Annotated in this window: 20 protein-coding genes and 1 riboswitch; of the genes, 3 read left to right on the top strand and 17 right to left on the bottom strand. The window is 45.1% G+C overall.

The window, feature by feature from the left end; genetic code table 11:
* Nucleotides 1-70 precede the first annotated feature (70 nt).
* From ACED59_RS03710 to ACED59_RS03690, 5 genes are all read right to left on the bottom strand, one after another.
* Entirely contained in the window at nucleotides 71-1,270 is a 1,200-nt protein-coding gene (locus ACED59_RS03710; RefSeq protein WP_050546534.1) for a carbohydrate porin, read from the bottom strand.
* Between the two features lie 115 nt (nucleotides 1,271-1,385).
* Nucleotides 1,386-2,045 (bottom strand): DUF3299 domain-containing protein, encoded by a 660-nt coding sequence (locus ACED59_RS03705; protein WP_017096369.1) that lies wholly within the window; start codon nucleotides 2,043-2,045, stop codon nucleotides 1,386-1,388.
* Between the two features lie 81 nt (nucleotides 2,046-2,126).
* Entirely contained in the window at nucleotides 2,127-3,506 is a 1,380-nt protein-coding gene (locus ACED59_RS03700; RefSeq protein WP_017096370.1) for an amidohydrolase family protein, read from the bottom strand.
* Nucleotides 3,507-3,863: 357 nt separating this feature from the next.
* Complete coding sequence (locus tag ACED59_RS03695) at nucleotides 3,864-4,844, bottom strand: helix-turn-helix domain-containing protein (RefSeq protein WP_017096371.1); 981 nt, start codon at nucleotides 4,842-4,844, stop codon at nucleotides 3,864-3,866.
* Nucleotides 4,845-5,024: 180 nt separating this feature from the next.
* Nucleotides 5,025-5,453: a PACE efflux transporter gene (locus tag ACED59_RS03690; RefSeq protein ID WP_017077482.1), complete on the bottom strand. Its 429-nt coding sequence runs from the start codon at nucleotides 5,451-5,453 to the stop codon at nucleotides 5,025-5,027.
* A 138-nt stretch (nucleotides 5,454-5,591) separates the two neighbouring features.
* Between ACED59_RS03690 and ACED59_RS03685 the strand changes: the two genes are divergently transcribed.
* Nucleotides 5,592-6,494 (top strand): LysR family transcriptional regulator, encoded by a 903-nt coding sequence (locus tag ACED59_RS03685; RefSeq protein ID WP_017096372.1) that lies wholly within the window; start codon nucleotides 5,592-5,594, stop codon nucleotides 6,492-6,494.
* Nucleotides 6,495-6,912: 418 nt separating this feature from the next.
* Nucleotides 6,913-7,257, top strand: coding sequence for a hypothetical protein (locus tag ACED59_RS03680; protein WP_017096373.1), 345 nt, complete (start codon nucleotides 6,913-6,915; stop codon nucleotides 7,255-7,257).
* A gap of 128 nt (nucleotides 7,258-7,385) precedes the next feature.
* On the opposite strand, the gene thiE is transcribed toward ACED59_RS03680, so the two are convergent.
* The gene (gene thiE / locus ACED59_RS03675) at nucleotides 7,386-8,003 is read right to left on the bottom strand and encodes a thiamine phosphate synthase (protein ID WP_029223730.1); all 618 of its coding nucleotides are present in this window, start codon (nucleotides 8,001-8,003) and stop codon (nucleotides 7,386-7,388) included.
* A gap of 262 nt (nucleotides 8,004-8,265) precedes the next feature.
* Between thiE and ACED59_RS03670 the strand changes: the two genes are divergently transcribed.
* Nucleotides 8,266-10,209 carry a methyl-accepting chemotaxis protein gene (locus ACED59_RS03670; protein WP_017096374.1) on the top strand — a complete coding sequence of 648 codons (1,944 nt, stop codon included), beginning with the start codon at nucleotides 8,266-8,268 and terminating at the stop codon, nucleotides 10,207-10,209.
* A 151-nt stretch (nucleotides 10,210-10,360) separates the two neighbouring features.
* Here the strand turns inward: ACED59_RS03670 and thiM are convergent, their stop codons facing one another.
* The 11 genes from thiM to ACED59_RS03615 form a co-directional block, all read right to left on the bottom strand.
* Complete coding sequence (gene thiM / locus ACED59_RS03665; protein ID WP_029223731.1) at nucleotides 10,361-11,146, bottom strand: hydroxyethylthiazole kinase; 786 nt, start codon at nucleotides 11,144-11,146, stop codon at nucleotides 10,361-10,363.
* A 70-nt stretch (nucleotides 11,147-11,216) separates the two neighbouring features.
* Nucleotides 11,217-11,885 (bottom strand): thiaminase II, encoded by a 669-nt coding sequence (gene tenA / locus ACED59_RS03660; RefSeq protein WP_017096376.1) that lies wholly within the window; start codon nucleotides 11,883-11,885, stop codon nucleotides 11,217-11,219.
* Nucleotides 11,886-11,893: 8 nt separating this feature from the next.
* On the bottom strand, nucleotides 11,894-12,850 hold the full coding sequence (locus ACED59_RS03655) for an ABC transporter substrate-binding protein (protein ID WP_017096377.1): 957 nt from the start codon (nucleotides 12,848-12,850) through the stop codon (nucleotides 11,894-11,896).
* A 118-nt stretch (nucleotides 12,851-12,968) separates the two neighbouring features.
* Nucleotides 12,969-13,784 carry an ABC transporter permease gene (locus ACED59_RS03650; RefSeq protein WP_017096378.1) on the bottom strand — a complete coding sequence of 272 codons (816 nt, stop codon included), beginning with the start codon at nucleotides 13,782-13,784 and terminating at the stop codon, nucleotides 12,969-12,971.
* Entirely contained in the window at nucleotides 13,777-14,535 is a 759-nt protein-coding gene (locus tag ACED59_RS03645) for an ABC transporter ATP-binding protein (RefSeq protein ID WP_017096379.1), read from the bottom strand. The genes ACED59_RS03650 and ACED59_RS03645 overlap by 8 nt, the downstream gene beginning before the upstream one ends.
* Complete coding sequence (gene thiD / locus ACED59_RS03640; RefSeq protein WP_017096380.1) at nucleotides 14,525-15,433, bottom strand: bifunctional hydroxymethylpyrimidine kinase/phosphomethylpyrimidine kinase; 909 nt, start codon at nucleotides 15,431-15,433, stop codon at nucleotides 14,525-14,527. Before thiD ends, ACED59_RS03645 begins: the two co-directional genes overlap by 11 nt.
* 96 nt (nucleotides 15,434-15,529) lie before the next feature.
* Nucleotides 15,530-15,641: riboswitch (TPP riboswitch) on the bottom strand.
* Nucleotides 15,642-15,739: 98 nt separating this feature from the next.
* The gene (locus ACED59_RS03635; protein ID WP_017096381.1) at nucleotides 15,740-16,657 is read right to left on the bottom strand and encodes a DMT family transporter; all 918 of its coding nucleotides are present in this window, start codon (nucleotides 16,655-16,657) and stop codon (nucleotides 15,740-15,742) included.
* 85 nt (nucleotides 16,658-16,742) lie between these two features.
* On the bottom strand, nucleotides 16,743-17,471 hold the full coding sequence (locus ACED59_RS03630; RefSeq protein ID WP_029223732.1) for an AraC family transcriptional regulator: 729 nt from the start codon (nucleotides 17,469-17,471) through the stop codon (nucleotides 16,743-16,745).
* Between the two features lie 179 nt (nucleotides 17,472-17,650).
* Nucleotides 17,651-18,679 (bottom strand): DUF4382 domain-containing protein, encoded by a 1,029-nt coding sequence (locus ACED59_RS03625; protein ID WP_029223733.1) that lies wholly within the window; start codon nucleotides 18,677-18,679, stop codon nucleotides 17,651-17,653.
* A 420-nt stretch (nucleotides 18,680-19,099) separates the two neighbouring features.
* Nucleotides 19,100-19,351, bottom strand: a complete 252-nt coding sequence (locus ACED59_RS03620) for a DUF2999 family protein (RefSeq protein WP_004731647.1) — start codon at nucleotides 19,349-19,351, stop codon at nucleotides 19,100-19,102.
* Between the two features lie 130 nt (nucleotides 19,352-19,481).
* Nucleotides 19,482-20,579, bottom strand: a complete 1,098-nt coding sequence (locus ACED59_RS03615) for a YdcF family protein (RefSeq protein ID WP_017096383.1) — start codon at nucleotides 20,577-20,579, stop codon at nucleotides 19,482-19,484.
* Between the last annotated feature and the right edge of the window lie 378 nt (nucleotides 20,580-20,957).

The raw sequence follows: 20,957 nt of genomic DNA, 5'->3' as shown, positions 1-20,957 counted from the left end.
AAAAGTGAGCCTATCAAGGCTCACTTTTTACATCTATTCTTTACGTTTCAGCGATTAACAAGCAGAGAAGTTAGATAAAGACTCTCGCTCTAATACCGAATACCCAAGCGCTGCTCTCACTAGAGAACGCAGGATCTTTGATGTACTGGATGTCTGGCGTTACTTGGAAATGGTCACCAAACTGCATGTTGTAGTAGATCTCCGCTGTCCATTGCTCTGTGCTACCGCTTATCGCTTTCGCATTAGCTGCAAAAGAATCACCATTCACTTCCGCCCAGTTTAGCGCTACACCAAGGTTGTTGGTCGGTTTTCCTAATCCAAAGTAGCCCATACCAACAGAAATCGATTTATCGTAAAGGGCAACATCCCCTTCTGAGAAACCACCTCGCACAAACGGCATAACTTGCGGCGTCATAAACTGGCTCCATGAGAAATTGACGCCCGAGCCACCTTCCGCAGCAAGGCTATTACTGTGGCGCGTATCGTCACCAAAATCCCAGAAAGTCACATGGAAGTTATCGGTGTAGATCTGCTCTTGCGAAGCCGTCCAACCTAATTCCAGTGTTGTGAAGTAAGACGCATCGCTACCAAAAGCGGTATCAAAGCCATCAAAAATGTCATCTGACTGACCATTTGCATCGGCGATACCACCGACCACATAAAAATTTTCGCCCAGCATATGACCAGCAGAAAGGGCCAATACACCATCATCAGGTAAGCCCATCGCACCAGAGCCTGTCGAGAATGCCAAATTAGTAAAACCAGACCACGGGCTTGCTAGAGCATAAACATCCGCATAGTTCGTTACATCCTGCCAACCGACAACAATAGTGCCTTTGCCATCGTTGATTTTTTGCTTCCAATTTAAGTCCGTAACACGAAACCCTTGGTCACTGTATGCAGGGCCAATTGAACCGACATAGCCAAGTGGGCCGAATGAATAGTCTTTTGGCGCAGTATCACCATAGGCATGCCTATGTTCCACCTTCCAAACCAGGCTACCTGAGTTCTGTGTGTCCTTACCTAATAGATGCCATGAACCGTATAATCGTGCCACACCCGACGATGCATCAACGCTATCGCCGCCACCCCCATCCCCAGAGGTCAGCCCCAAAGCAAAGTAATCTGCACCAAATGTAAAACCATCTTCAGCTAATGACTCCCTCCAAGATTTCTTGTGTGCTTTCTGCTCTGCAATTGTATTTTCAACAGAATCAGGGCCTTCAAAGTTAGCGCCGTAAACAACGCCGCTCATTGGGCCCGCCGCCATCACAATAGCCATACTTATTTTAGAGAATCTTGAGTTCATCATGTCACCAGTGCTTTTTAAGTTAGTTTTATTTTATTCATTACTCACATTGAAAATTGTCATTTGATGACAACCATTAATTTTCTTTTTCATAATAGTCTTCGATCATCGAAGCTTTCATTTCATAACCCATGGTGAGGTTACTTTTACCATCTACGAGGAAGACCTCTTCAGTCACTTTGTTGGAGCTAAAGTCGCCTTCTACCCACACTGGATACTGAACGTTCTGTACCTGAAAGCCTTCAGGGAAAGACACGCGCACAATCTGGTTTGCAGGTGGTGGCGGCATGTGGATACACTCACCCGCCACAGGCACTAACAGAAACTCTGTTGCTGTCATTCCCTCTGAGAACTCCAGTGGAACGATGAAACCGGGAACTCGTACTTTCTTGCCATCAAACTCTGTCGTGATAGCTTCGGCGTTTGCTTTCATGGTTTGCATGTATTCGTCACGCAGTGCGATCATTTCGTCTGCGTCTACACCCTGCTCTTTTAGCGTTTGTTTGAATAATAGAACCTGTTGTTGAGCTTGCTCTTCCTCTGATGCACTCATTGCTATCACACCTTGTAATAGACGCATTTGTTGATCGCTGAGATCCGGCATTTCTACTTTCATTTCGTGAGACTCTGAGTTCAGATCTTGCCACTCAAGATTCATCGCAGTTTCAGCAAAAGTAGGAAAAGCAACGGCCGTCAGTGATACCACTGACAGGATAAGAGAAAGCACTTTTTTCATAAGGAATACCTTGAAGAGAGGTGACCTACCCAAATAGGTCACCCATTAAAGCTTAATTTCTAACTGAGTTGTCGAACTGAACTACAGCGTGTTTTTGTAGACTTTGCCGTCTTTCATGATGACTTTAATGGTGTCGATTTCAGGGCTGCGCGGCTCTGCATCAAACCATTTTTCGTTTGCCCCAATCACTGACAAGTCTTCAAGTGGGTTGCCTTCAACAATAATGATATCGGCGTATGCGCCCGCTTCAATCACGCCTAACTTACCCTCTGGGTATGGGTCCATCACGCCAGATAACTTAACGATCTCACCGTTTACCGATGTCATCCCTTTCAAAGTGAAGAAGTTGCCTAACTCTTTACCTGCAAGGAAGATCGTGTGGTCGGTTTGTTTGATACAAGAAACCACGTCACCGACACAGTCTGTGTGGAAACCCCATTTCGGTTGGTACTTGTTTACATTCGAGATGTAGTCTTTGAATGCTTTGGTTGCCGACTCCGCTTTACGCTTAGAGGCTGGGTTCGAGTTAATCGCTTCGATCTGTGTCAGGTAAGGTGAAAACGCGGTCATGTTAGTTGTGATGTAGGCGTCTTTATCTTCCATCTTGTCGGCAATATCGCCATCGAACATGAAACCGTGCTCGATCGTTTTAACACCCGCATCCAAGTTACGCATGATCGCTTTTTTGCTGTAAGCGTGAGACATCACGTAAGAGCCATACGCATCAGCAATTTCAACGGCGGCTTCAATTTCTTCCGCAGACATCGCATTCAGCTGCCAAGGGTCAAATGTTGAAGCCACACCACCCGAAGACATGATCTTAATTTGAGTATTGCCTTGCTTGAAGTTTTGACGAGCAGCGGCTTTGATTTCTGTAATACCATCGGCATTAAAGCTCACGCTATTTCGAGCCATACTGGTCGATGAACCAAAGAAGTGTTGGTTAGCCGTGGTTAGGTTACTGAAATCGGCATGCGAACCCGTCGGGCCAATAAATGCGCCTGATGTGTAAAGTCGTGGGCCCGGCAACATGCCAGAATCGATTGTTTTACGTAAGCCAGTATTCAAGCCACCAGCATCACGCCACGTGGTGAAACCTGATTGAAACGCAGCGTTCGCGTTGACTGTCGCTCGCGCAGCTAACTCTTCGATCGTTCGGTTGTTCTCGTGGTCGCTTAGGTTACCGCCGTTCAGCAGTAAGTGTCCGTGGCCTTCGATTAAACCCGGCATTAGCGTTTTGCCTTCGCCGTCGATCACTACAGCATCACCAGCCTCTATCGGGCTCGCAGAGATTTGTTTGATAAGATTGCCTTCGACTAATACATGATGGTCTTCGTACAATTTGTTTTCAGTGCCATTGAATACATCGACGTAAGTAAATAGCGTTGATGCGGCATTTGCAGAAAGAGCAAATGAACACGAAAGAGCAACAACAGAGAGTTTTAAGCCTGCATTTTTCATTTATACACCTTGATTCCGTTTATGAGTGGAGTCCACTTCCCATAACGATTCCGTAACTACTAATGAGTGTCATGAGGTTTCAAAGGTGTTTTTGTCAGCCGTGATAATCACAAAAATCTAATCAAAATTCCGGGAAAAAATCGAGGCAAAAACAACTCATCAACATTCAATAACTTAGTAGTGATACTGCCAGTGTTCAAGGTTGATAAATGGCCATTTGGTGACAATAAATAATTATGCGTTCAGGCTCCGGTTTCTGCTTAATAGCTGGAGTTTTTACTTATTGGCTAGAGTTTCGCTGCGGAACTATTATTGCCGAAGCTCTTACTGGTAGCTTGGTACTGTTGCTTACCGACGTTAGCTGTGCTCTTTTCGGTACTGTCTTGGCGTCATGTTCATCTGTCGTTTGAAGGCTCGGGTAAAGTGGGAAGAATCGGAATAGCCCATTTTCGCACCTACTTGCGTGACCGATAAATCGGACTGCTTAAGCAATTCTAAAACCTGCTCAAGAACCATCTCTTCAATCAAGGTTTTGTAGACCGCCCCTTCACTTTCCAACCGGCGCTGGATCGTTCTGACATGAATATTCAGAATCTCAGAAGCTAAGCTAATTGGGAGTTTCCCCATCGTGAGATAAGGTTTAATAACAAGCTTAAAAGCGCTCAGGAATGAGCTAGGTAAAGGCTTAGTGAGATCTGATACTTGAGCAATTTTGGGTAAAACAATCGGTGCAAGCATGATGTCTTCAGGGATCTCAAAGGCAGTGACCGGCCTATGCGTATAAAACTGAGCACTGCCCATTTGTGGTAGAGATTGAAAGCATTCGAGATCGCCATTCTGAATGCCAACCTCAGACGGCTTCCAACGACCTTGCGTTAATACTGAAAGTAGCTCGTTGATGAAAATAACAGAGAACAGTTCAGCGAACTTAAACCAAGGTGCGTTAGTAAATGGCTTCTCGCGAACCAACCACCACTTGCCTCCGGATTGCTTGGTATAGACATTCGCACCATTGGATACGAGCTTCAACTGCTCACCAAATTGGTCTAGCGCGTTTTTCAATGAATCCTGCTGGCTTAGCTTAGCCACAAACCTTGGCACATAGGTTTGCTTGCAAAAACTCCACATAAACAGCGAAAACTCTTCTCTCGACGCAGATTCCCCCATAATCTTGACCACGTTCTTAACCGTTGTCTCAGGGAGATAATCGTAATGGTCATTACTGGTGAGAATATCATTAGGGATTTGGGCACTGCGTAGTAAGGTGTAGATTTCACCATCAATATGTTTGAACAGTTCCGCGAACAATTCGACTTCTTTCTTATCGACAACTGTCATTATCTGAGGGGTATTTGGCATCCTTTCCCTTATCTATTCGTTCACGAACTCAAATTATCACCTTTTTTAAGATAGCAGAACAAACGCCGCGTTACCTAGACCTACTAACCGGATGTCTCCGTCAAAATAACGAATAAACAAACGGTTAGTAGCCAAACTCGTGTTTACTGACTTGGTAGATTACTGAACGGCTAAGTCCGCTCTGCGTACCCAGAATGCTCGTATATGATCATAAATCAGATTAAACACAAACGCGTAAATGGTAATAAAAATGGTCACGCCGATATCCATTAAAAATGCCTGCCAAATCCCCACATCAAGTAAGTAAGCCATCACTGGGATCGTCGCCACCAGCAAGCCTGCCTCAAATAGCACAACATGAAAAACACGTAACTTGAGTGAACGCTTTGATTTTTCACCCGTGAAGTAGCGATCAAAAATGCGGTTGAAACAGTAGTTCCAAATCATCGCGATGGTCGCAACAACTATCATGGTTCCTGATAAGGCATTCACATCATGATCGGTAAATATCGCTAAGCCTATAATTGATAGTGTGACGGCCAATACTTCAAATAACACAGAGTGAAACACTCTTTCTAACGTACTCATACATTCCTCTAAATAATCTATTACGTGTTGGATTGGTCGAGATTATGTCACCTGAAATAATAAGAGAAAGTTAACAGCCATCACGAATAGTGATAGCCTAGGAGTTATTACCCCCTTTGGTATTGAGCGAGAGATCACATGTACAGTTTTGAGCAATTAAAAGTCTTCGTCACTGTGTGTGAAAGTGGCTCTTTCTCTGCCGCCGCTCGCAAACTGAAACGCGCTCAGTCTGGAGTCAGCCAGTCGATCGCCAACCTAGAAATTGCCATCGACCAAGAGCTATTTAACCGAGAGAAAAACATCCCCGTTTTGACCAACACAGGTAAAGCGTTATTACCTGTCACTAAGTCGATTCTCGACCAACAAAAGTACTTCGACCAAAAAGTAGAATCGCTCACACAAGAAGATGAGCACGAACTGATCATTGCGGTTGATGAAAGCATCATAGATAAGAATTTCATTAAGATAATCAGCTCACTGGCCGATCAGTTCCCAATCACGCACTTCGATATTATTACGGCCTCAACCTTCGATGTGGAAGACCTCGTAAGACGCGGCAAAGCGCAGATTGGCATCATCTATGCGGATGGTGAACTTAAAGTGGATATGGACTTCTTCTTACTGGGCCAAGCCCGCTTTCTTACAGTTAGCTCCGCCACTCACGAACTCAGCCAAATGTCGGTAGTACAAGACTCAGATCTAAAGCGTTATCGCCAATGTGTGCATCGCAGTTCAAAGCAGCGCGAACTGTGGTTCACCTACGGTATTAGCTCGATGCTTTGGTATGCCAACAACCACAAAACGATCATCGATCTCGTTGAACAGAACGTAGGGTGGGCAAATGTGCCTGAAATGATGGTGCTGGAAGGGATTCAGAAAGGCGATCTCGTAGCACTGCCAGTGGCACACGAGCATGGTGGTTGGATTACTCCAGTGGGTTGCTTAGTGTCTCGCAGTCATATCAATGGCCCAGTGTTAACAAGTTTACTTGAAAAACTAAAAGGCCACTCATTAGAGAACAATCAGTGGCAAGCCAACTAATCTCCCCCAATTCTTGAGTTCAGCCTATTTCAGCAACTGAATCCTAAATCAATGACGGTGGCGTTTTCTCCAGCACTACCTCATTTCCGCTTTTCGTGCCGATAATTTTCTTTGTCGTGTGGATAAAACACCCTAGTTGATATACCAAAGTGACATAACTAGTATGCGATCCCAAAGGGTTTGTCTTATCAAACTGATATCGACAAAACCAAATCGCTCTTTAACACCACTGACCCAACTTCAAATCTCCCAAATAAGTGCCCCTGCCCTGCAACCACTTGTGAAAGCTTCAAATAGATCACTTTTGAATATTGATTCGCACCCAGTTTATGAGCGCTCTTTGAGTGCTTTTTTATATCTAAATGAACCTTTTGGAAAATTTGTCGTGAACGTTTTAAGAAATATTTGCCCTGAGAAAATGGGCAAAGAGCGTAACAAACGAGAGTATGATTTACGCGTACTTAATTGTGTCAGTGAAAGCGAATATGAATCGCGTATGGCGGTTTGGAATAGCCTAACTTTGGCTGCTACTCCGTCTGTTTCAGAAACAAAAGGCTTCATCGATGAGGCTTTCAACAAACTTCAGCAAGACTTGAAAGAAGCTAGCCGTGAGTTATCGATTAACTACACGGACTTCATCGCAATGGCACATGAAGAGCTCAACTACATTAAGGTGTTTGTTGCTGATAAGACCGCACAATACGGCTGGTATGCCGCGATCGTTCTTATGATCATCGGTACTGTTGCTTTATGCGCTCAGTAAACCAAACTGTGTATTAAATAAATTGTCTTAAAAGCTCAAGCGATAGGCCAATTTAGCCTTTCTATGAGCCTGTTCTTTAACTAGAAAACAAATGGTTAACCTCATTTGTTTTCTAGTCTATAACCCCTTCACTCTCCCATCAGAGACAACAGATCCCGCGTCGCTTGTTTTGGATCTTCAGCGTGACATATCGCAGATACCAGTGCTAACCCATGAATACCGCTCTCAACTAACTGCGGGATGTTCGATTCGTTAATTCCACCAATACCGACAATCGGTAGCTTCGTTGTCTCCAACGCCATTTTAATTCCATCATAGCCCCAATGTTTCTTAAGATTTGTCTTAGTCGGTGTGGCAAAAAGCGCACTGAGGCCAATGTAATCGATCGGCAAGCTATCGGCTTCTTGTAGCTGTTGTTCAGTTTCAATTGATAACCCAAGAATCTTATCTGGACCTATCAACTGGCGTGCTAACTCTGCAGGCATATCCGATTGCCCTAAGTGCAAACCATCGGCGTCGACAGCCAATGCAACGTCTACCCGATCGTTAATGATCAGCGGTACACCAGAACCTGCCAAAATCGACTTTACGGCTTGTGCTCGTTCAATGAAGGCTCTTACATCTCCGTGCTTTTCTCTCACTTGAACCATAGTTACGCCACCCGCGACCGCTTGTTCGACCACGACCTTAAGCGTTTCTAAATCTTGTTGGTCATCCGTTACTAAATAGAGCTTATAAGGGTTCATATCGTACCTTTGGAGTCGATGTCTAAAATTGGCGTTGCACTATTTTACCGACAAATCACATCATGTGCATGGAAGTTAATACTAAATTAGCTCAATTACACACGCACCATCAAATACGCAACTCGTTGAAAGCATACCGAAAACCCTGAAATTTTTAACGAAAGCGTTACTTATTACACAAAGTATTCACTTCAAGCATGCCCAGAACGCTGTTTTATGAAATACTCTGCTGTGAAGGAATCAGGTAAATATAGGGATAGTTATGCGCCACCTTTCTATAGCGCTCAAGATCAAGCTGGGTTATGCCATCTGCTTGCTCTTTTTCGTCATTTCAGGCTTTGTGAGTTACAAAGGTATCCAAACCTTGTCGAACGGCTTTAGCCAATACAGTGAGCTCAGCCAAAAAGCGACATTATCAAGCAACATTCAAGTGCACTTTCTTCAGATGCGTTTAGCTTCTGAACGTTACTTAGAGTCATTGGATGAACAGTACGAAACGAATTATCAATCAAGCAAACTTGCGATTGATGAACTGCTCAACAACTTAATCCAATCCACCACCAAAACCGATAGCCTAGCTAGCCTGCAATTAGTGCAAGACAGTGTGGTGGCGTTTGATGTGGCTTATGGTTCAATGAAACAGAGTGAGCTTCTCATAGACCAACTGGTCAACGTTGAGATGGTCCAACGAGAAACCAACGCACTGAAAGCTGCTCAGAGTTTGTTGTATGAGTCATACAATAACAATGATCCTAACGCGAGCTTATACGCGGGCATGTTGATGGAGAATTTCCTCGCAGCCAAGATCACCGTACTCAGTTATTCAAACAACAATGACCTCAAAACCTATGAAGCGGGTAAAGATATCTTTGAATACGCGCTACCGGGTATTGAAGGCGATATTGAATCTCTTAAATCATCGCCTTATCAAAGTGAGCTGATTGAAGACTTCTCAAACCAACGTGAAGCGTATGCAAAAGGCTTTGAGCAAGTTCATCAACAGATGCTTGAGAACACTCAAAGAACCGCTAGCCTTGCCTCTATTGGTGACAGCTTAGCTATCGCGGTAGCGGATGCTCAAAGTATTCTCGAGCAGCAGAAACAAGCACTCACGCCAGTACTGCAAGCCAGTGAAAAACGTTCAGTTCAAATCATCATCTTGCTAACGGGTGTCGCTTTAGTTATTGGCATGACGAGCGCCGTTTTGGTGACTCGCTCTATCACCAAAGGCATCGCACAAGTTAAACAGATCACCAATGAGCTTTCTCAGGGCAACCTGAATGTGGAAGTGAACATTGAGAGCAAAAATGAGATTGGTGAACTGCTGACTAATATGGAGATCACCATTGAATCTCTGCGCGATATTGTTGGCCAAGTGAACCGCTCTAGCGTGCGTATTGGTGAGATGTCGGAGTCGCTTAATCAAGTGACAAACAACAGCTCGACCAATGCAACACAATTGAACAGTGAAATGATCAACATCTCTTCTGCCGTTGATCAATTGGCTTCAAGCACATCAGAAATTGCGGCAAGTGCTAACCACGCGTCTCAAGTTGCTAACCAAGCAACCGAGAATGTCGCGATGGGACTCAAAGAAGTAGACAAAACACTGCATGAGATTGGCAGCGCCGATGAAAGCATGCAGGTCAGCAGCCAAAAAGTGACTGACCTCCACAAAGAGTCGATGAATATTGGTGCCATTCTTGAAGTAATCAAAGGCGTTTCTGAGCAAACCAACCTATTGGCATTGAACGCTGCCATTGAAGCCGCTCGTGCGGGTGAACAAGGTCGTGGGTTTGCGGTAGTGGCCGATGAAGTAAGAACCTTAGCTAAGCGTACTCAAGATTCTGCAAGCCAGATTGATGAACTCATCACCTCGTTACAGCGTGGCGCTAAAGATGCGTTAGAGTCGATCAAAGAGAGCCACAGCACGGTTTCAGATGCTTCCACTCAGGCACAACAAGCTTCTCAGAACTTGCATGTGATTAACCAACACATCCAAGATCTGAATCAGGCCAACAGCCAGATTGCAGTATCTGTTGACGAGCAAGATTGCTTGACCAAGTCACTGGGTGAAAACGCGCAAGGTGCAAATACCATCGCGCAGAGCAACCAAGAGTCTGTAAGCAGCATTTCAGGTGCTGCGAGCGACTTAACCGAAGTTGCTCATCACTTAGAAAGCCAAGTGAATCGATTTAGAACCTAGCTAACTTTCTGTCTCTGTTATTCAAAGTCTCTGTTATTTAGAGCCTCGCTTATTGAAAACATAGCGAACACGGTTTATATAATAAGAAAGCCCCCAGCACATTCGTGTTGGGGGCTTTTTAGTGAGCTAAGTGCTTATAGCCAGATTGAATCTACTGAATCTTCAAACGTTGAATCAGAGTCTCTTCATCAAATTGATATAACTCATCAAGTAAGTTCATTTGCAAACTACCTGGGCCGCGTGAGTTCTCAGCTGCGATTTCACCAACCACACCCAATACCGCCGCAGCAGCCAAACCACTTTCATCACCAACAGCAGCAAATGCGCCCGTCAATGCCGTTAAAGTACAACCCATGCCGGTTACATACGGCATCATTGGATGACCGTTGTTTAACGTCACAACACTGTCTTTGGTGACAACGTAATCTGTCTCACCAGAAATCACCACATTCGCACCGTATTCAACGACTAAGCATTGCGCTGCGCCTAATGCAGCATCACTGCTATCTAGCGCATCAACGCCTTTGCTCTGTGCTTGCTCGCCCGCTAACGCGATAACCTCAGACGCGTTGCCACGAATGATCAACTTATCCGCTAAGCGTGCAATTTCACGAGAAGTCTCGGTACGCAGCGTACTTGCGCCACAACCCACCGGGTCAAGAACCACAACCTTGCTATTGGCATTCGCTTGTTCAACCGCGAAACGCATTCTTGGCGTCCAAACACTGTCGAGCGTGCCAATGTTAATCACAAGCGCGCCAGAGAAAGACATCATCTCAGCCAGTTCTTGTTGTGAGTGCGCCATGATAGGTGAAGCGCCAATCGCCAATAACGCATTGGCCGTATTGTTCATCACGACGTAGTTGGTAATGTTCACAACCAGTGGTTTTTGCTCTCGTACTGCGCGCAACGATTGGATGATTTGTTCAGTTAGCATGGGTAAATCCTTATTCGTGAAAGTCGTTTTAAGCCGCTGCAGGTTGGCTAGCGACAAGGTTTAGCCGTGATTAGTCATTAAGAGCGTTCAGCCCTTGCTGCCAAAAAGCCACTTCCATACGCGTTGCGGTTTTGAAGATATGAACGATGTTCTGACCGCGCTCGCTGTTGATATCAATTTCAGCAAGCAGTTGATTGAAGTATTCCGCACCCGTTGCCACACCAGACTGGAATTCTTCACCGCCATACAGTTGCAACCAGCTCGCATATGGGTTGCCTTCTAATACGGTATCACTGCTCTCTAACAACACTTTACCGATAACAGCGTAACCAATTGAACACGGAGCCAATGCCGCATATAAGTCGACAAGATCACCCGTCATACCCGCATCTAGAACGTAGCGCGTGTAGGCAACTGTGCCGAAATCTTCCGGTTCGTTTTCTAAATCCGACTCAGTTAAACCCCACTGACCACAGTAAGTCACATGGTGAGAGATTTCAGAATCTAGCAGCGCATGAACACTTGGCAGTGCACGACGCATATCAGCCAAGGTTTTAGCCTTGTAAATTGCCAATGCATAAGCGCGAGCATACTGCTTCAAAAACAGAAAATCTTGCTTCAGGTAATGCAAAAAACACGGCTGAGCGAGGGTGCCGTTCGCCAGCGTTTTAACAAAATCATGCTCGGTGTAGTCTTGCCAATCTTGCTGACAGGCTTGGATTAAGTCTTGGTATTTCATGAGATTCCTTAGTCAAAAGTCGGTACGTAATCAGCGGCTTTGGGTAGTGATTTGATGATGCCTTTGTCGAACATAAACTGTGCGTAATCGTCGTAACGCTTCATATCCACTGCAGAAGGGCGAAGTGCGAAACGAGTCAGCGTGTCGTTCCATGCGCGTTGGTTAAGTTCGTTATTCAACGTATCTGGTGAATACGCCACAAACTCACCCCATGACTCTTGTGGGTGGTTCACAATGTAAGTCGTTGCTTGTTCCAATGCTTTGTTGAATGCTTTGATCGCTTCATCGTCGTGCTGCTTTGCGTTCGCAACAAAGATAAGCTCGTCGTAAGCGGGTACACCGTGCTCTTCTGGGAAGAATGCTTTCGCTTTAAAGCCTTCAAGGGCTAACTGGTTAGTTTCGAAGTTACGTAAGCCACCCCAAATTGCGTCTACCTTGCCTGATGCCAATGAAGACGACAGTGCCCAACCGACATTGATGGTTTGCACGTCTGTAAACGCAACATTTTCTTGAGCTAGCATGGTGCCGATGGTCGCTTCTTCGTTACCCGCAATCGCAATACCGATCTTTTTGCCTTTCAGATCCGCTAGTGAATCGTTCTTGCCATTATCTAAAACCATCAACGTATTCAGTGGCGTTGCGATAAGAGTAGATGCACGAACGAGAGGCAAACCTGCCGCTACATCCATGGTTAAACTTGGTTGGTAAGTTACCGCTAAATCGACCTTACCTGCTGCGACCAATTTTGCTGGCGTGCTTGGGTCTGCTGGCTCTTGGATTTCAACCTCTAGGCCTTGATCAGCAAAGTAACCACGCTCTTGAGCAATCACAATTGGGCCGTGGTTCGGGTTCACAAACCAATCCAACATCAGTGTCAGTTTCTTTTGTTCAGAATCCGCTAATGCGTGACCTGAAACTAGTGAAGCAAGTAGTGCCACTGCACCTACCAATTTGGTATTTTTCATAGTTAACCTTTCCTTTTGAATATTATTATTGTGTGTATCGAGCTAATTTTTAACGAAGTTTTGTTTAGATAAATAGCGTGAGCGAAGCTTTATTAAACAAGTGTTATTGAGCGAACCATCACTGGTTCTCCCAAGGGATAGCTTTTTTGAGTAATTTGTCTGTGATGAAGTAGAGCGAGATAGACAGCACCGCCAAGATGAACAAGGCTGCAAACATCTCATCAATGATCATGCGTGCGTTCGCTTGCAGCATTAGGTAACCCAGCCCTTCACTCGAACCCACCCACTCGCCGACAACCGCACCAATTGGGGCAATCACCACAGCGACACGAATACCAGACGCCAGTGTTGGTAGTGCCGCCGGCAATTGGATATAACGGAGCAATTGCCACTTCGATGCACCCATGGTCTTAGCAAGATCAAGATAACCAGTCGGTGTATTTCGCAGACCGTCGTAACAACAAGTGGTCACGGGGAAGAAGATAATGATCGCCGCCATCACGACTTTTGATGCGATGCCATAACCCAGCCACAGCATCAATACTGGCGCAATCGCAAACACAGGGATGGCTTGGCTAGCAATTAAGATAGGCAACAACCAGCGTTTCAGCGGTTCGAACATCAACATCTGTAGGGCGAAAAACAGCCCCATGGATAAACCGAGCAATAGACCAAGTAAGATCTCCTGCGCAGTCACCCAAGTGTGTTTGAGTAGCACATCGTAACGTTCAATAAGTTTTAAAAAGACTTCTGCAGGCGCTGGCAGAATGAAGCTAGGCATCTCAAAGATAACCACCACCATTTGCCATAAACCGAGAATCACAGCACTGCTGATAAGCAAACGCATAACGGGATTCATCTGACGAGGGCGTGTAGTGGTAGTCTGTACGTTAGCTGAACGCGCCACAGCTTCGCTTCGCGTTAGATCATTCATAATCACGCTCCAACTGATCTAAGATCGCTTGTTGTAACTCAGCACATTCACCGTCTAACACTCTTGGTGTCGCTGTATTAGGCACAGACAGTGACTGTGCACTCGCCGGAGTGCCTTGCAACACATACAAGTTATCCGCCAAACGCACCGCTTCTTGTGGATCATGAGTAATCAACACAACGGTTTTATCTCTTAACAGTTCACAAGCTAAGCTCTGTAACTTATGTCTTGTTACCGCATCCAGCGCAGAGAAAGGCTCATCCATCAGTACCACTGGTTTGTCTTGCATTAAAGTGCGAGCCAAAGCAACACGCTGACGCATACCGCCAGACAATTGATTTGGCATAGTAGACGCGTGATCAGCCAAACCAACCGCAGCGAGCAACTCTAGTGCTTGATTGGTTTGCAGTGCTTTATCAGAAGCTGGATTTTGAAAACGATGACTTAGGCAAACATTGTCGATAACCGACAACCATGGCAGTAACAAGTCTTGCTGTGCCATGTATGCGATGCGATCCGTTAAAGGCAATTCATCAGACGTTGCCAATGTGCCCTGCCACTCCACCTTATCGTCCAGTAAGCCTGCCAGATAACGCAACACCGTGGTTTTTCCGCAGCCACTTCGACCTAGCAATACCGTCCACTTACCTGCGTTTAAGCTAAGCGACAACCCAGACAAGGTCGCGTGCTCACTGTCGTTATAACGTAAAGAGGCATTGCTGAGTTGAACGCCAATCGTATTAACGGACATTACCGTGTCCAGCGAAGAAGTGATTTACCGGGCCATGACCTTGACCAACTTGCAACTCATCAGCATGAGCAATCGCGCGAGAAATGTATTGTTTGCCTAGGTCAACAGCTTCTGCCAGCGTGTTGCCCTGAGCCAAGAAAGAAGCAATGGCAGATGAAAGCGTACAGCCCGTGCCGTGGGTGTTTTTAGTCGGGAAACGCTTAGCACTAATCAAGGCAGAGGTGGTTGGTAGAATCAGTAAGTCGTTACTGTTTTCATCTTTCTCTAAATGGCCGCCTTTTAGGAGTACCGCTTTCGCGCCCAAAGCACGCAGGTCCTCAATCATGCCCTGCATTTCAGCTTCGCTTTCAGGTACTGGCTTGCCTGTTAATGCCGCGCCTTCTGGTAAGTTAGGGGTGATAATGTCTGCCAGCGGAATCAACTCTTGCTTTAGCGTCGTGATAGCTGAGTTTTCTAGAAGAAGATCGCCACTTGTCGCGACCATTACAGGGTCAATTACAAGATGCTTAGGTTGGTACTGCTTAATTTTGTCAGCAACGACTTTGATGATTTGAGAATCAGCCAACATGCCGACTTTCACTGCCACGATATTGAGATCAGTAAAAACCGCATCTAACTGGCTAGCGACATGGTCGAGTGGAATAGGAAAAATGGCGGAAACGCCTTGAGTGTTCTGGGAAGTGATAGCGGTAATCACAGAACAAGCAAAACTACCGGTAGCAGACATGGCTTTAATATCAGCTTGGATACCTGCACCGCCGCCACTGTCAGAACCCGCGATGGTTAAAACAATCGGAGTATTCGTGCGAGTCGTGTCTTCAGCAGAGTGCTGCTGTGTTGAGGATTTTGGAGTTGAGGCTTTTGGCGTTAAAGCTTTTGAAATAGAACTGTGTGTCATTGTCGCTCCTACTATCTTACAAGACGTAGGAGAACGAACACTGATCGAAGGAGAAGTCGCATTAGGCTCATGAAAGCTTTCATGGGTGCAGACGTAGATCGAGTGCTCATAGTTCCCTACGCCAGTGTTAACTGAATCAGGTTCAACGGGTCTCGACTAACGATCTCAGCAAACACCAAATAAGGTATATGCCCCCCGACTATTGATAGCGATAATAACAGCACTCTTAAAACTGAGATACTCATTTTATTCAATTATACTAATTCCGCATGAACAAATTTCAATTAGGCCCAACAAAACAAATACTTATAACGTTCCTTTAGATGGCTTCGACTGTATAAACAAGCACAACACAATCAGAGACATACCTAACCAGCCTGTAAAAGGAATCAGCTCACCGACAACACAAACGGCAAGCACCGCTGCGACTACTGGTTCAAACAAGGTCAGCAGATTGGCACTGCTCGCGGTGACGTGGCGTAAACCAAAACTGAACGCGATATAGCCTAAGCATTGTGGGATTAACGTAAGATAGCTGATGACTAATACGTTAATCTGCGAGGAAAACAGGTTCTCACCCGTAAACCAGAGCGTTGGCAGCAACAGCATCGCACCAAGGCCAAAAATACTGCCCATCGCTGCTTGTGACTTAATCCCTTTATCGATCAGTGCTTTTGTCGCCCAAGAATAAATGGCGTAACACAACCCAGCGACCAGACCTAAGCCAATACCTAACAGCTTGAGATCATCACCGGATTCGTTCGCCGATGAAGATTCTGAAAACACCAACAATCCAATACCTACCACACCAATCGCAAAGCTAGTGAGCCAACGTTTGTTGATATTATTCTTTTTGCTAATCAGACACTCTAACAGTGCCGAAAAGAAAGGTGCGGTCGCAATCGAAACCACGGTACCAATCGCCACACCTGATAATTTCATTGAAGAATAGAAAGCTAACGGGTAGACCGCCAAAGCCAAAGCGCTCACTGCCAACAGCTTCTTATTCTGCAAAAGCTTGTCGAAAGCGAATAGGATTTTTCGATATGCCAAGCCCGCTTGCATTAGGCCACCGACGCCCATAGAAAAAGCACCAATCGCTAATGGGCTTAGATCAGGAGCAAAACTTGCGGCGGTGCCTGTCGTGCCCCATAAAATAGAAGCAAACAAGATGGCTAAAGTGCCCGTTTGGAATTCGTTAACGCGATTGATGGCAAGACTCATTTCTATTACCCAATTTTCAGTTCTGAAATAGATAATAGTGAAAATTGATAAGAGTTAGTTTGCCAAAAGGACGCTATTGTTGTTTCTAAAGACTCTCTTTCATTGAGCCTAGAAACGCCCTTGGGGACATACCAAAGTGCTGAGAGAAGCGACGACTGAAAGCAGAAACATCACTATATCCCACATTTTCAGCAATCAATTGAACCGGTAAATCGGTGTGAGTTAACAAGGCTTGGGCTTTCTCCATACGATATCGAGTGATGTATTTAAGCGCACTGATGCCCAGACATTCTTTGAAGCGTTTTTTGAATTGAGTAGGGCTCAAACAGGCCGTTTCAGCAAGTTGTGAAATGGATAACGGCTGGGTGTAGTTATCCGCAATCAGCCTTTGTACCGCACGGATTCTTGGGTCGATACTCTTGCTGACTTGTTGTTGCTCTAACAGCAATGAAAACACATCCAAAACTGATGACTCAATGCCACTATCGACCTGATATTCCAGCTGCTTCTCAACAAACAGTAAGAAGCTCATCAAAGGTGGTGTGATCGTAAAAACCGAGAGCTCATGCTCTAACAAGTGCTGCGGCAACTCCGCCATATCCGCGACAATAAACCGCGCTGCTTCATCCGCCTTAAACGCATGCGCTGTGGTTACCGGAATCACCACACATTCTCCCACGGCCACTTTGCCGACATACCCCACCATTTCAATATTAATACTGCCTTGGATCGGCAATACCAATTGATGATGGTCATCATGAGCATGAGTATTAAACTGCTTGGTGTAAGATCGAATGCTTAAGCTAGATTTCATGAGCAACGCCGGAGTACATTTCGCTAGGTTAAAGTAAGAGATACAAAGTTACATTATCACTTCCCTAGAGTCACACTTAATGCGCATCAAATTCATGCTAGCTAGGTGACATGATCAAAAACGGCCTCTACTCTAATTGAGAGGCCGTATTTATTAGAGTGGTAAATCACGTTAAAGGTTTAAAACGATACTTGGCTGTTCTGACCAATCACTACCTGAACACTATTTTCAACAGCATAGATTTCAAAACCATCAGCAACCGGATCGGCATTGTCTTCATCACTGTCATGCTGTGCAGTACAGGTATAGCCTAAAGAGTAAGTACCTGAATCAATGAAGCCCAGAGAAAACTCATAGTTGGTCTTCGCTTTATTCAATGTCACTGACGCTGAAGTGATCGGTTTTTTCTCCGCTGGACCACCAATTGGTGCCATGTCAGCTTTAACGATGTCACCTTCATACAAATAAACCGATTGAACGAAGGTATTGTCATTTGTAGGGTTACAAGCTCCAAAAGTTGTTGTCGCTACAGTACCTTCAATGTTTCCTGTCTCAACCGTATTGATAAGGCTCACAGACGTTCTTTGAATGGTGTAATCAGGGAGACTTGAACTGTTCTTTAAGCCGCGTCGCAGATCGAACTCAACAACAAAATCGTTACTTTGTTGGTTCACATTAAATGAGTTGTTAAAATACAGCACACCAGCGTTATCTTCTTTACCCACACCTTGCGGGCATGCACCTTCACCTTTCACAGTTAACTGACGGTTCGTATCATCGTTTTCTATAACGTAAGAAGGTGTTGTTGGGTGGTCACCATCATGGGCAAACGCACACAACTTATAACTGCCGACCGGGATGACCTCATTTTTGATCAAAGGAAGCGCCTCGCTGCCTTGGTAATCCAATAAATTAACACTTAATGGAATAGGCTCCTCACCATCTGGCAATGGGTCACCGTTTTTGTCCACGTAGTTACCGTTTTCGTCCGTTTTATACACGTCATAAACCAATGGCGTACCTCCCTGTCCCGGAAGTAAAGCCACCTTACTGAATGTCACAGTGACGTCTTTAACATCATCAATGGGCGCATCACTCACACTCAAGGTAATCGGTGTCGTGCTGCTTGATGAACCTGAATCACCACCACAACCGACAAGCCCAGCCAGCACAAGGCTCGCTAAAGCGGTTTCCTTTAAATACTTCATAACTCATGTCCTATAAATCACTGCTTAATAGAGGGCTTAGTTTGTTGCCCTCTTATTCTTTTCCTTAATGTGACTCATAGATAAACGCGCTTATGGCCAAATCGGTTAGCCCCATTATTTAAGGCTTTCTTCATCCAAAAGCTTTGTTCATCAAGGTGCACATATCAGATCGCACATAGGTTAATTAAGTCTAGTAAGTAAATTGTCAGTAGTCGCGCGTATTTAGCAAGGTTGCTGTCAATTATGTTGAAATAGGCGGTATGTATAGGCTCGGAGAGAATGTTTGAAAGCAACTTGATCGAAGTTAATAATCGCCACCAAGATCAAAAAAGGCCGTTAAGACAGCCTATTGCTGAACTTAAACGACCTTCTCATTGAATTTTGATTAAGCTAAGACGATATCAGCTCAGTCAAACTCACTTATTTTTGAAGTTGCTCTTTAGCGGCTTCAACCTTAGAAAAATCTAGGCCAAGCTCTTCAACTGCTTCTTTGATTAGCGCAGGGTTTTGCATTACCTGACCCATCAGCATTTGAAGCTTATCTTGTGGTAAACCAAGTTGGCTGATTGTCGCCATTGCTGCAAGAGGGTTCTCTGTCAGCGTTTTGAATAGCTCGCTGATCTGCTCGTCGCTAATATTGTTCTCTTTCAACATTGCTAAAATCGGGTTCATTTTTTTGCCTTTGAAACACTAAATTAAATAGGAGCACAGCATACCATCTAGCTGTGCTCGATTGTACTAACAAGTGACGCTTTGGTTTAACGCGAACCGCACTTTTCCCAAACGCAAATAATGCTTGGGCTTAGCGAGACTCTAATGGGTAAGAGCGGTAGCTCCACATACCATACGTTCTCAGTGCGTCACGGTAGATGCCTAGAAGCTCACCACTGCTCGCTTTCTTAAGATCTTCTAGCGGCTTATCTGGGTAAGAAACCGTATCGAAGGTAATACCCTGAGGGCCCGTTTGCCAGCTCGCAATTTCAAACAGAGTTTGACCACGACGAACATGACTTGCCGAGCTAATAATGGTCGCATGTTTAATATCATGACGAGCAAGCGCATAGCTACTAAACAAGGCGTTGCCTACCGTGCTAGTCGCGTAGTTCTCTTCAATGATGCGGTCTTTGCTTACCCCTTTTGAGATAAGCCAATCCGCCATTAACTTACCTTCTGTCTTATGGTTCTTAGGCACGCCGCCGGTTAAGACGATCATCGCGTCAGGGTTAGCTTTCGACATTGCTAATGTTGTTTCAAGACGTTCAATCAAGATTTCATGCATAGAACCATCTGGATTAAGCGCGTAGCCCAAAGTGACGATGGCACCGTGGTCGCTCAACAGTCCCTTATCCGCAGACTCTTTAAGAGGTGTTTCTAACACGCGGTCGACCGTTGCAAAAATACGTTTGATGTCTTCTGCTTTACCTTTGTTCAGGCTTTCCAGCTTGTCCATGTGCTTATTCGATTCACTTTCATTGCCTTCAAATCGCTGCCAAACCGCAAGATATGCGTGCAAGTCGACATCGTCTGGCGCAACTGTCAGTGCTTGTTCAAACAGCTCAATAGCGCGCTCTGCATTCTTGTTGTAGATCTGAGCGTTCGCTGCCGAGATCAACAAGTCAGTACGGTAAGGTTCTAGCTGGTACGCTTCTAACAATCGGTTAGTCACAATTTCCATGTTGCTTGGCATTTTAGCCGTGAAGCCCGCGTGAGAAATTCTTGCCGGAGACTTAAACGCCTGCAACGCATCAAGAAGTAATTGGTCGACAACTTGTCGCTTAGTCACCAACTGCGCGTAATCTGCTGAAGCTTGTACTGCGCCATCGTTAGCGGCAAAAGAATAAGGTGTTGCGCCAAAAGCAAGCATGCCACCAAGAGCGAGGGCGATAATGTTCTTTTTCATGGAAAGATCCTGTGTCGTTAAGTGTTCACATCAGATTTGCTCCCCAATGTAAGCCCCCAAGATTAAAAAACCGTGAACCAAACCTTACTCTCCAAGGTTAATATTCATTTGTTGCATAAGATGTGGCAACAGATCACGATTTTGAACTTACCAATAAGCCTGTGTATCCAGATAATTCTGGTTTGAACCAGTGCTCAACGTTTTTGTTGGAATATCTGACTGCGGATTTCATACGCCCTATTCCACCGAAAACCACCCATCACAAACCCGAACTCCGCAAAAAAAACACGCCCAAAAAGCAACTTTAAGCTAATTTTTTCAACAACTTGAAATTCAACATACTGAATCGCTCGATTCCATTCTCGCTCTAATAAAGAA

Origin of the sequence: Vibrio sp. FF266, from assembly GCF_041439695.1 — a bacterium.
GTDB lineage: Bacteria > Pseudomonadota > Gammaproteobacteria > Enterobacterales > Vibrionaceae > Vibrio > Vibrio tasmaniensis_A.
This window is presented reverse-complemented; position numbering and strand designations above follow the sequence as displayed.

Coding starts and splice junctions, on each gene's coding strand:
- ACED59_RS03710 (WP_050546534.1), bottom strand. CDS start 1,270: ATGGCGGCGGGCCCAATGAGCGGCGTTGTTTACGGCGCTAACTTTGAA.
- ACED59_RS03705 (WP_017096369.1), bottom strand. CDS start 2,045: ATGAAAAAAGTGCTTTCTCTTATCCTGTCAGTGGTATCACTGACGGCC.
- ACED59_RS03700 (WP_017096370.1), bottom strand. CDS start 3,506: ATGAAAAATGCAGGCTTAAAACTCTCTGTTGTTGCTCTTTCGTGTTCA.
- ACED59_RS03695 (WP_017096371.1), bottom strand. CDS start 4,844: ATGACAGTTGTCGATAAGAAAGAAGTCGAATTGTTCGCGGAACTGTTC.
- ACED59_RS03690 (WP_017077482.1), bottom strand. CDS start 5,453: ATGAGTACGTTAGAAAGAGTGTTTCACTCTGTGTTATTTGAAGTATTG.
- ACED59_RS03685 (WP_017096372.1), top strand. CDS start 5,592: ATGTACAGTTTTGAGCAATTAAAAGTCTTCGTCACTGTGTGTGAAAGT.
- ACED59_RS03680 (WP_017096373.1), top strand. CDS start 6,913: ATGGGCAAAGAGCGTAACAAACGAGAGTATGATTTACGCGTACTTAAT.
- thiE (WP_029223730.1), bottom strand. CDS start 8,003: ATGAACCCTTATAAGCTCTATTTAGTAACGGATGACCAACAAGATTTA.
- ACED59_RS03670 (WP_017096374.1), top strand. CDS start 8,266: ATGCGCCACCTTTCTATAGCGCTCAAGATCAAGCTGGGTTATGCCATC.
- thiM (WP_029223731.1), bottom strand. CDS start 11,146: ATGCTAACTGAACAAATCATCCAATCGTTGCGCGCAGTACGAGAGCAA.
- tenA (WP_017096376.1), bottom strand. CDS start 11,885: ATGAAATACCAAGACTTAATCCAAGCCTGTCAGCAAGATTGGCAAGAC.
- ACED59_RS03655 (WP_017096377.1), bottom strand. CDS start 12,850: ATGAAAAATACCAAATTGGTAGGTGCAGTGGCACTACTTGCTTCACTA.
- ACED59_RS03650 (WP_017096378.1), bottom strand. CDS start 13,784: ATGAATGATCTAACGCGAAGCGAAGCTGTGGCGCGTTCAGCTAACGTA.
- ACED59_RS03645 (WP_017096379.1), bottom strand. CDS start 14,535: ATGTCCGTTAATACGATTGGCGTTCAACTCAGCAATGCCTCTTTACGT.
- thiD (WP_017096380.1), bottom strand. CDS start 15,433: ATGACACACAGTTCTATTTCAAAAGCTTTAACGCCAAAAGCCTCAACT.
- ACED59_RS03635 (WP_017096381.1), bottom strand. CDS start 16,657: ATGAGTCTTGCCATCAATCGCGTTAACGAATTCCAAACGGGCACTTTA.
- ACED59_RS03630 (WP_029223732.1), bottom strand. CDS start 17,471: ATGAAATCTAGCTTAAGCATTCGATCTTACACCAAGCAGTTTAATACT.
- ACED59_RS03625 (WP_029223733.1), bottom strand. CDS start 18,679: ATGAAGTATTTAAAGGAAACCGCTTTAGCGAGCCTTGTGCTGGCTGGG.
- ACED59_RS03620 (WP_004731647.1), bottom strand. CDS start 19,351: ATGAACCCGATTTTAGCAATGTTGAAAGAGAACAATATTAGCGACGAG.
- ACED59_RS03615 (WP_017096383.1), bottom strand. CDS start 20,579: ATGAAAAAGAACATTATCGCCCTCGCTCTTGGTGGCATGCTTGCTTTT.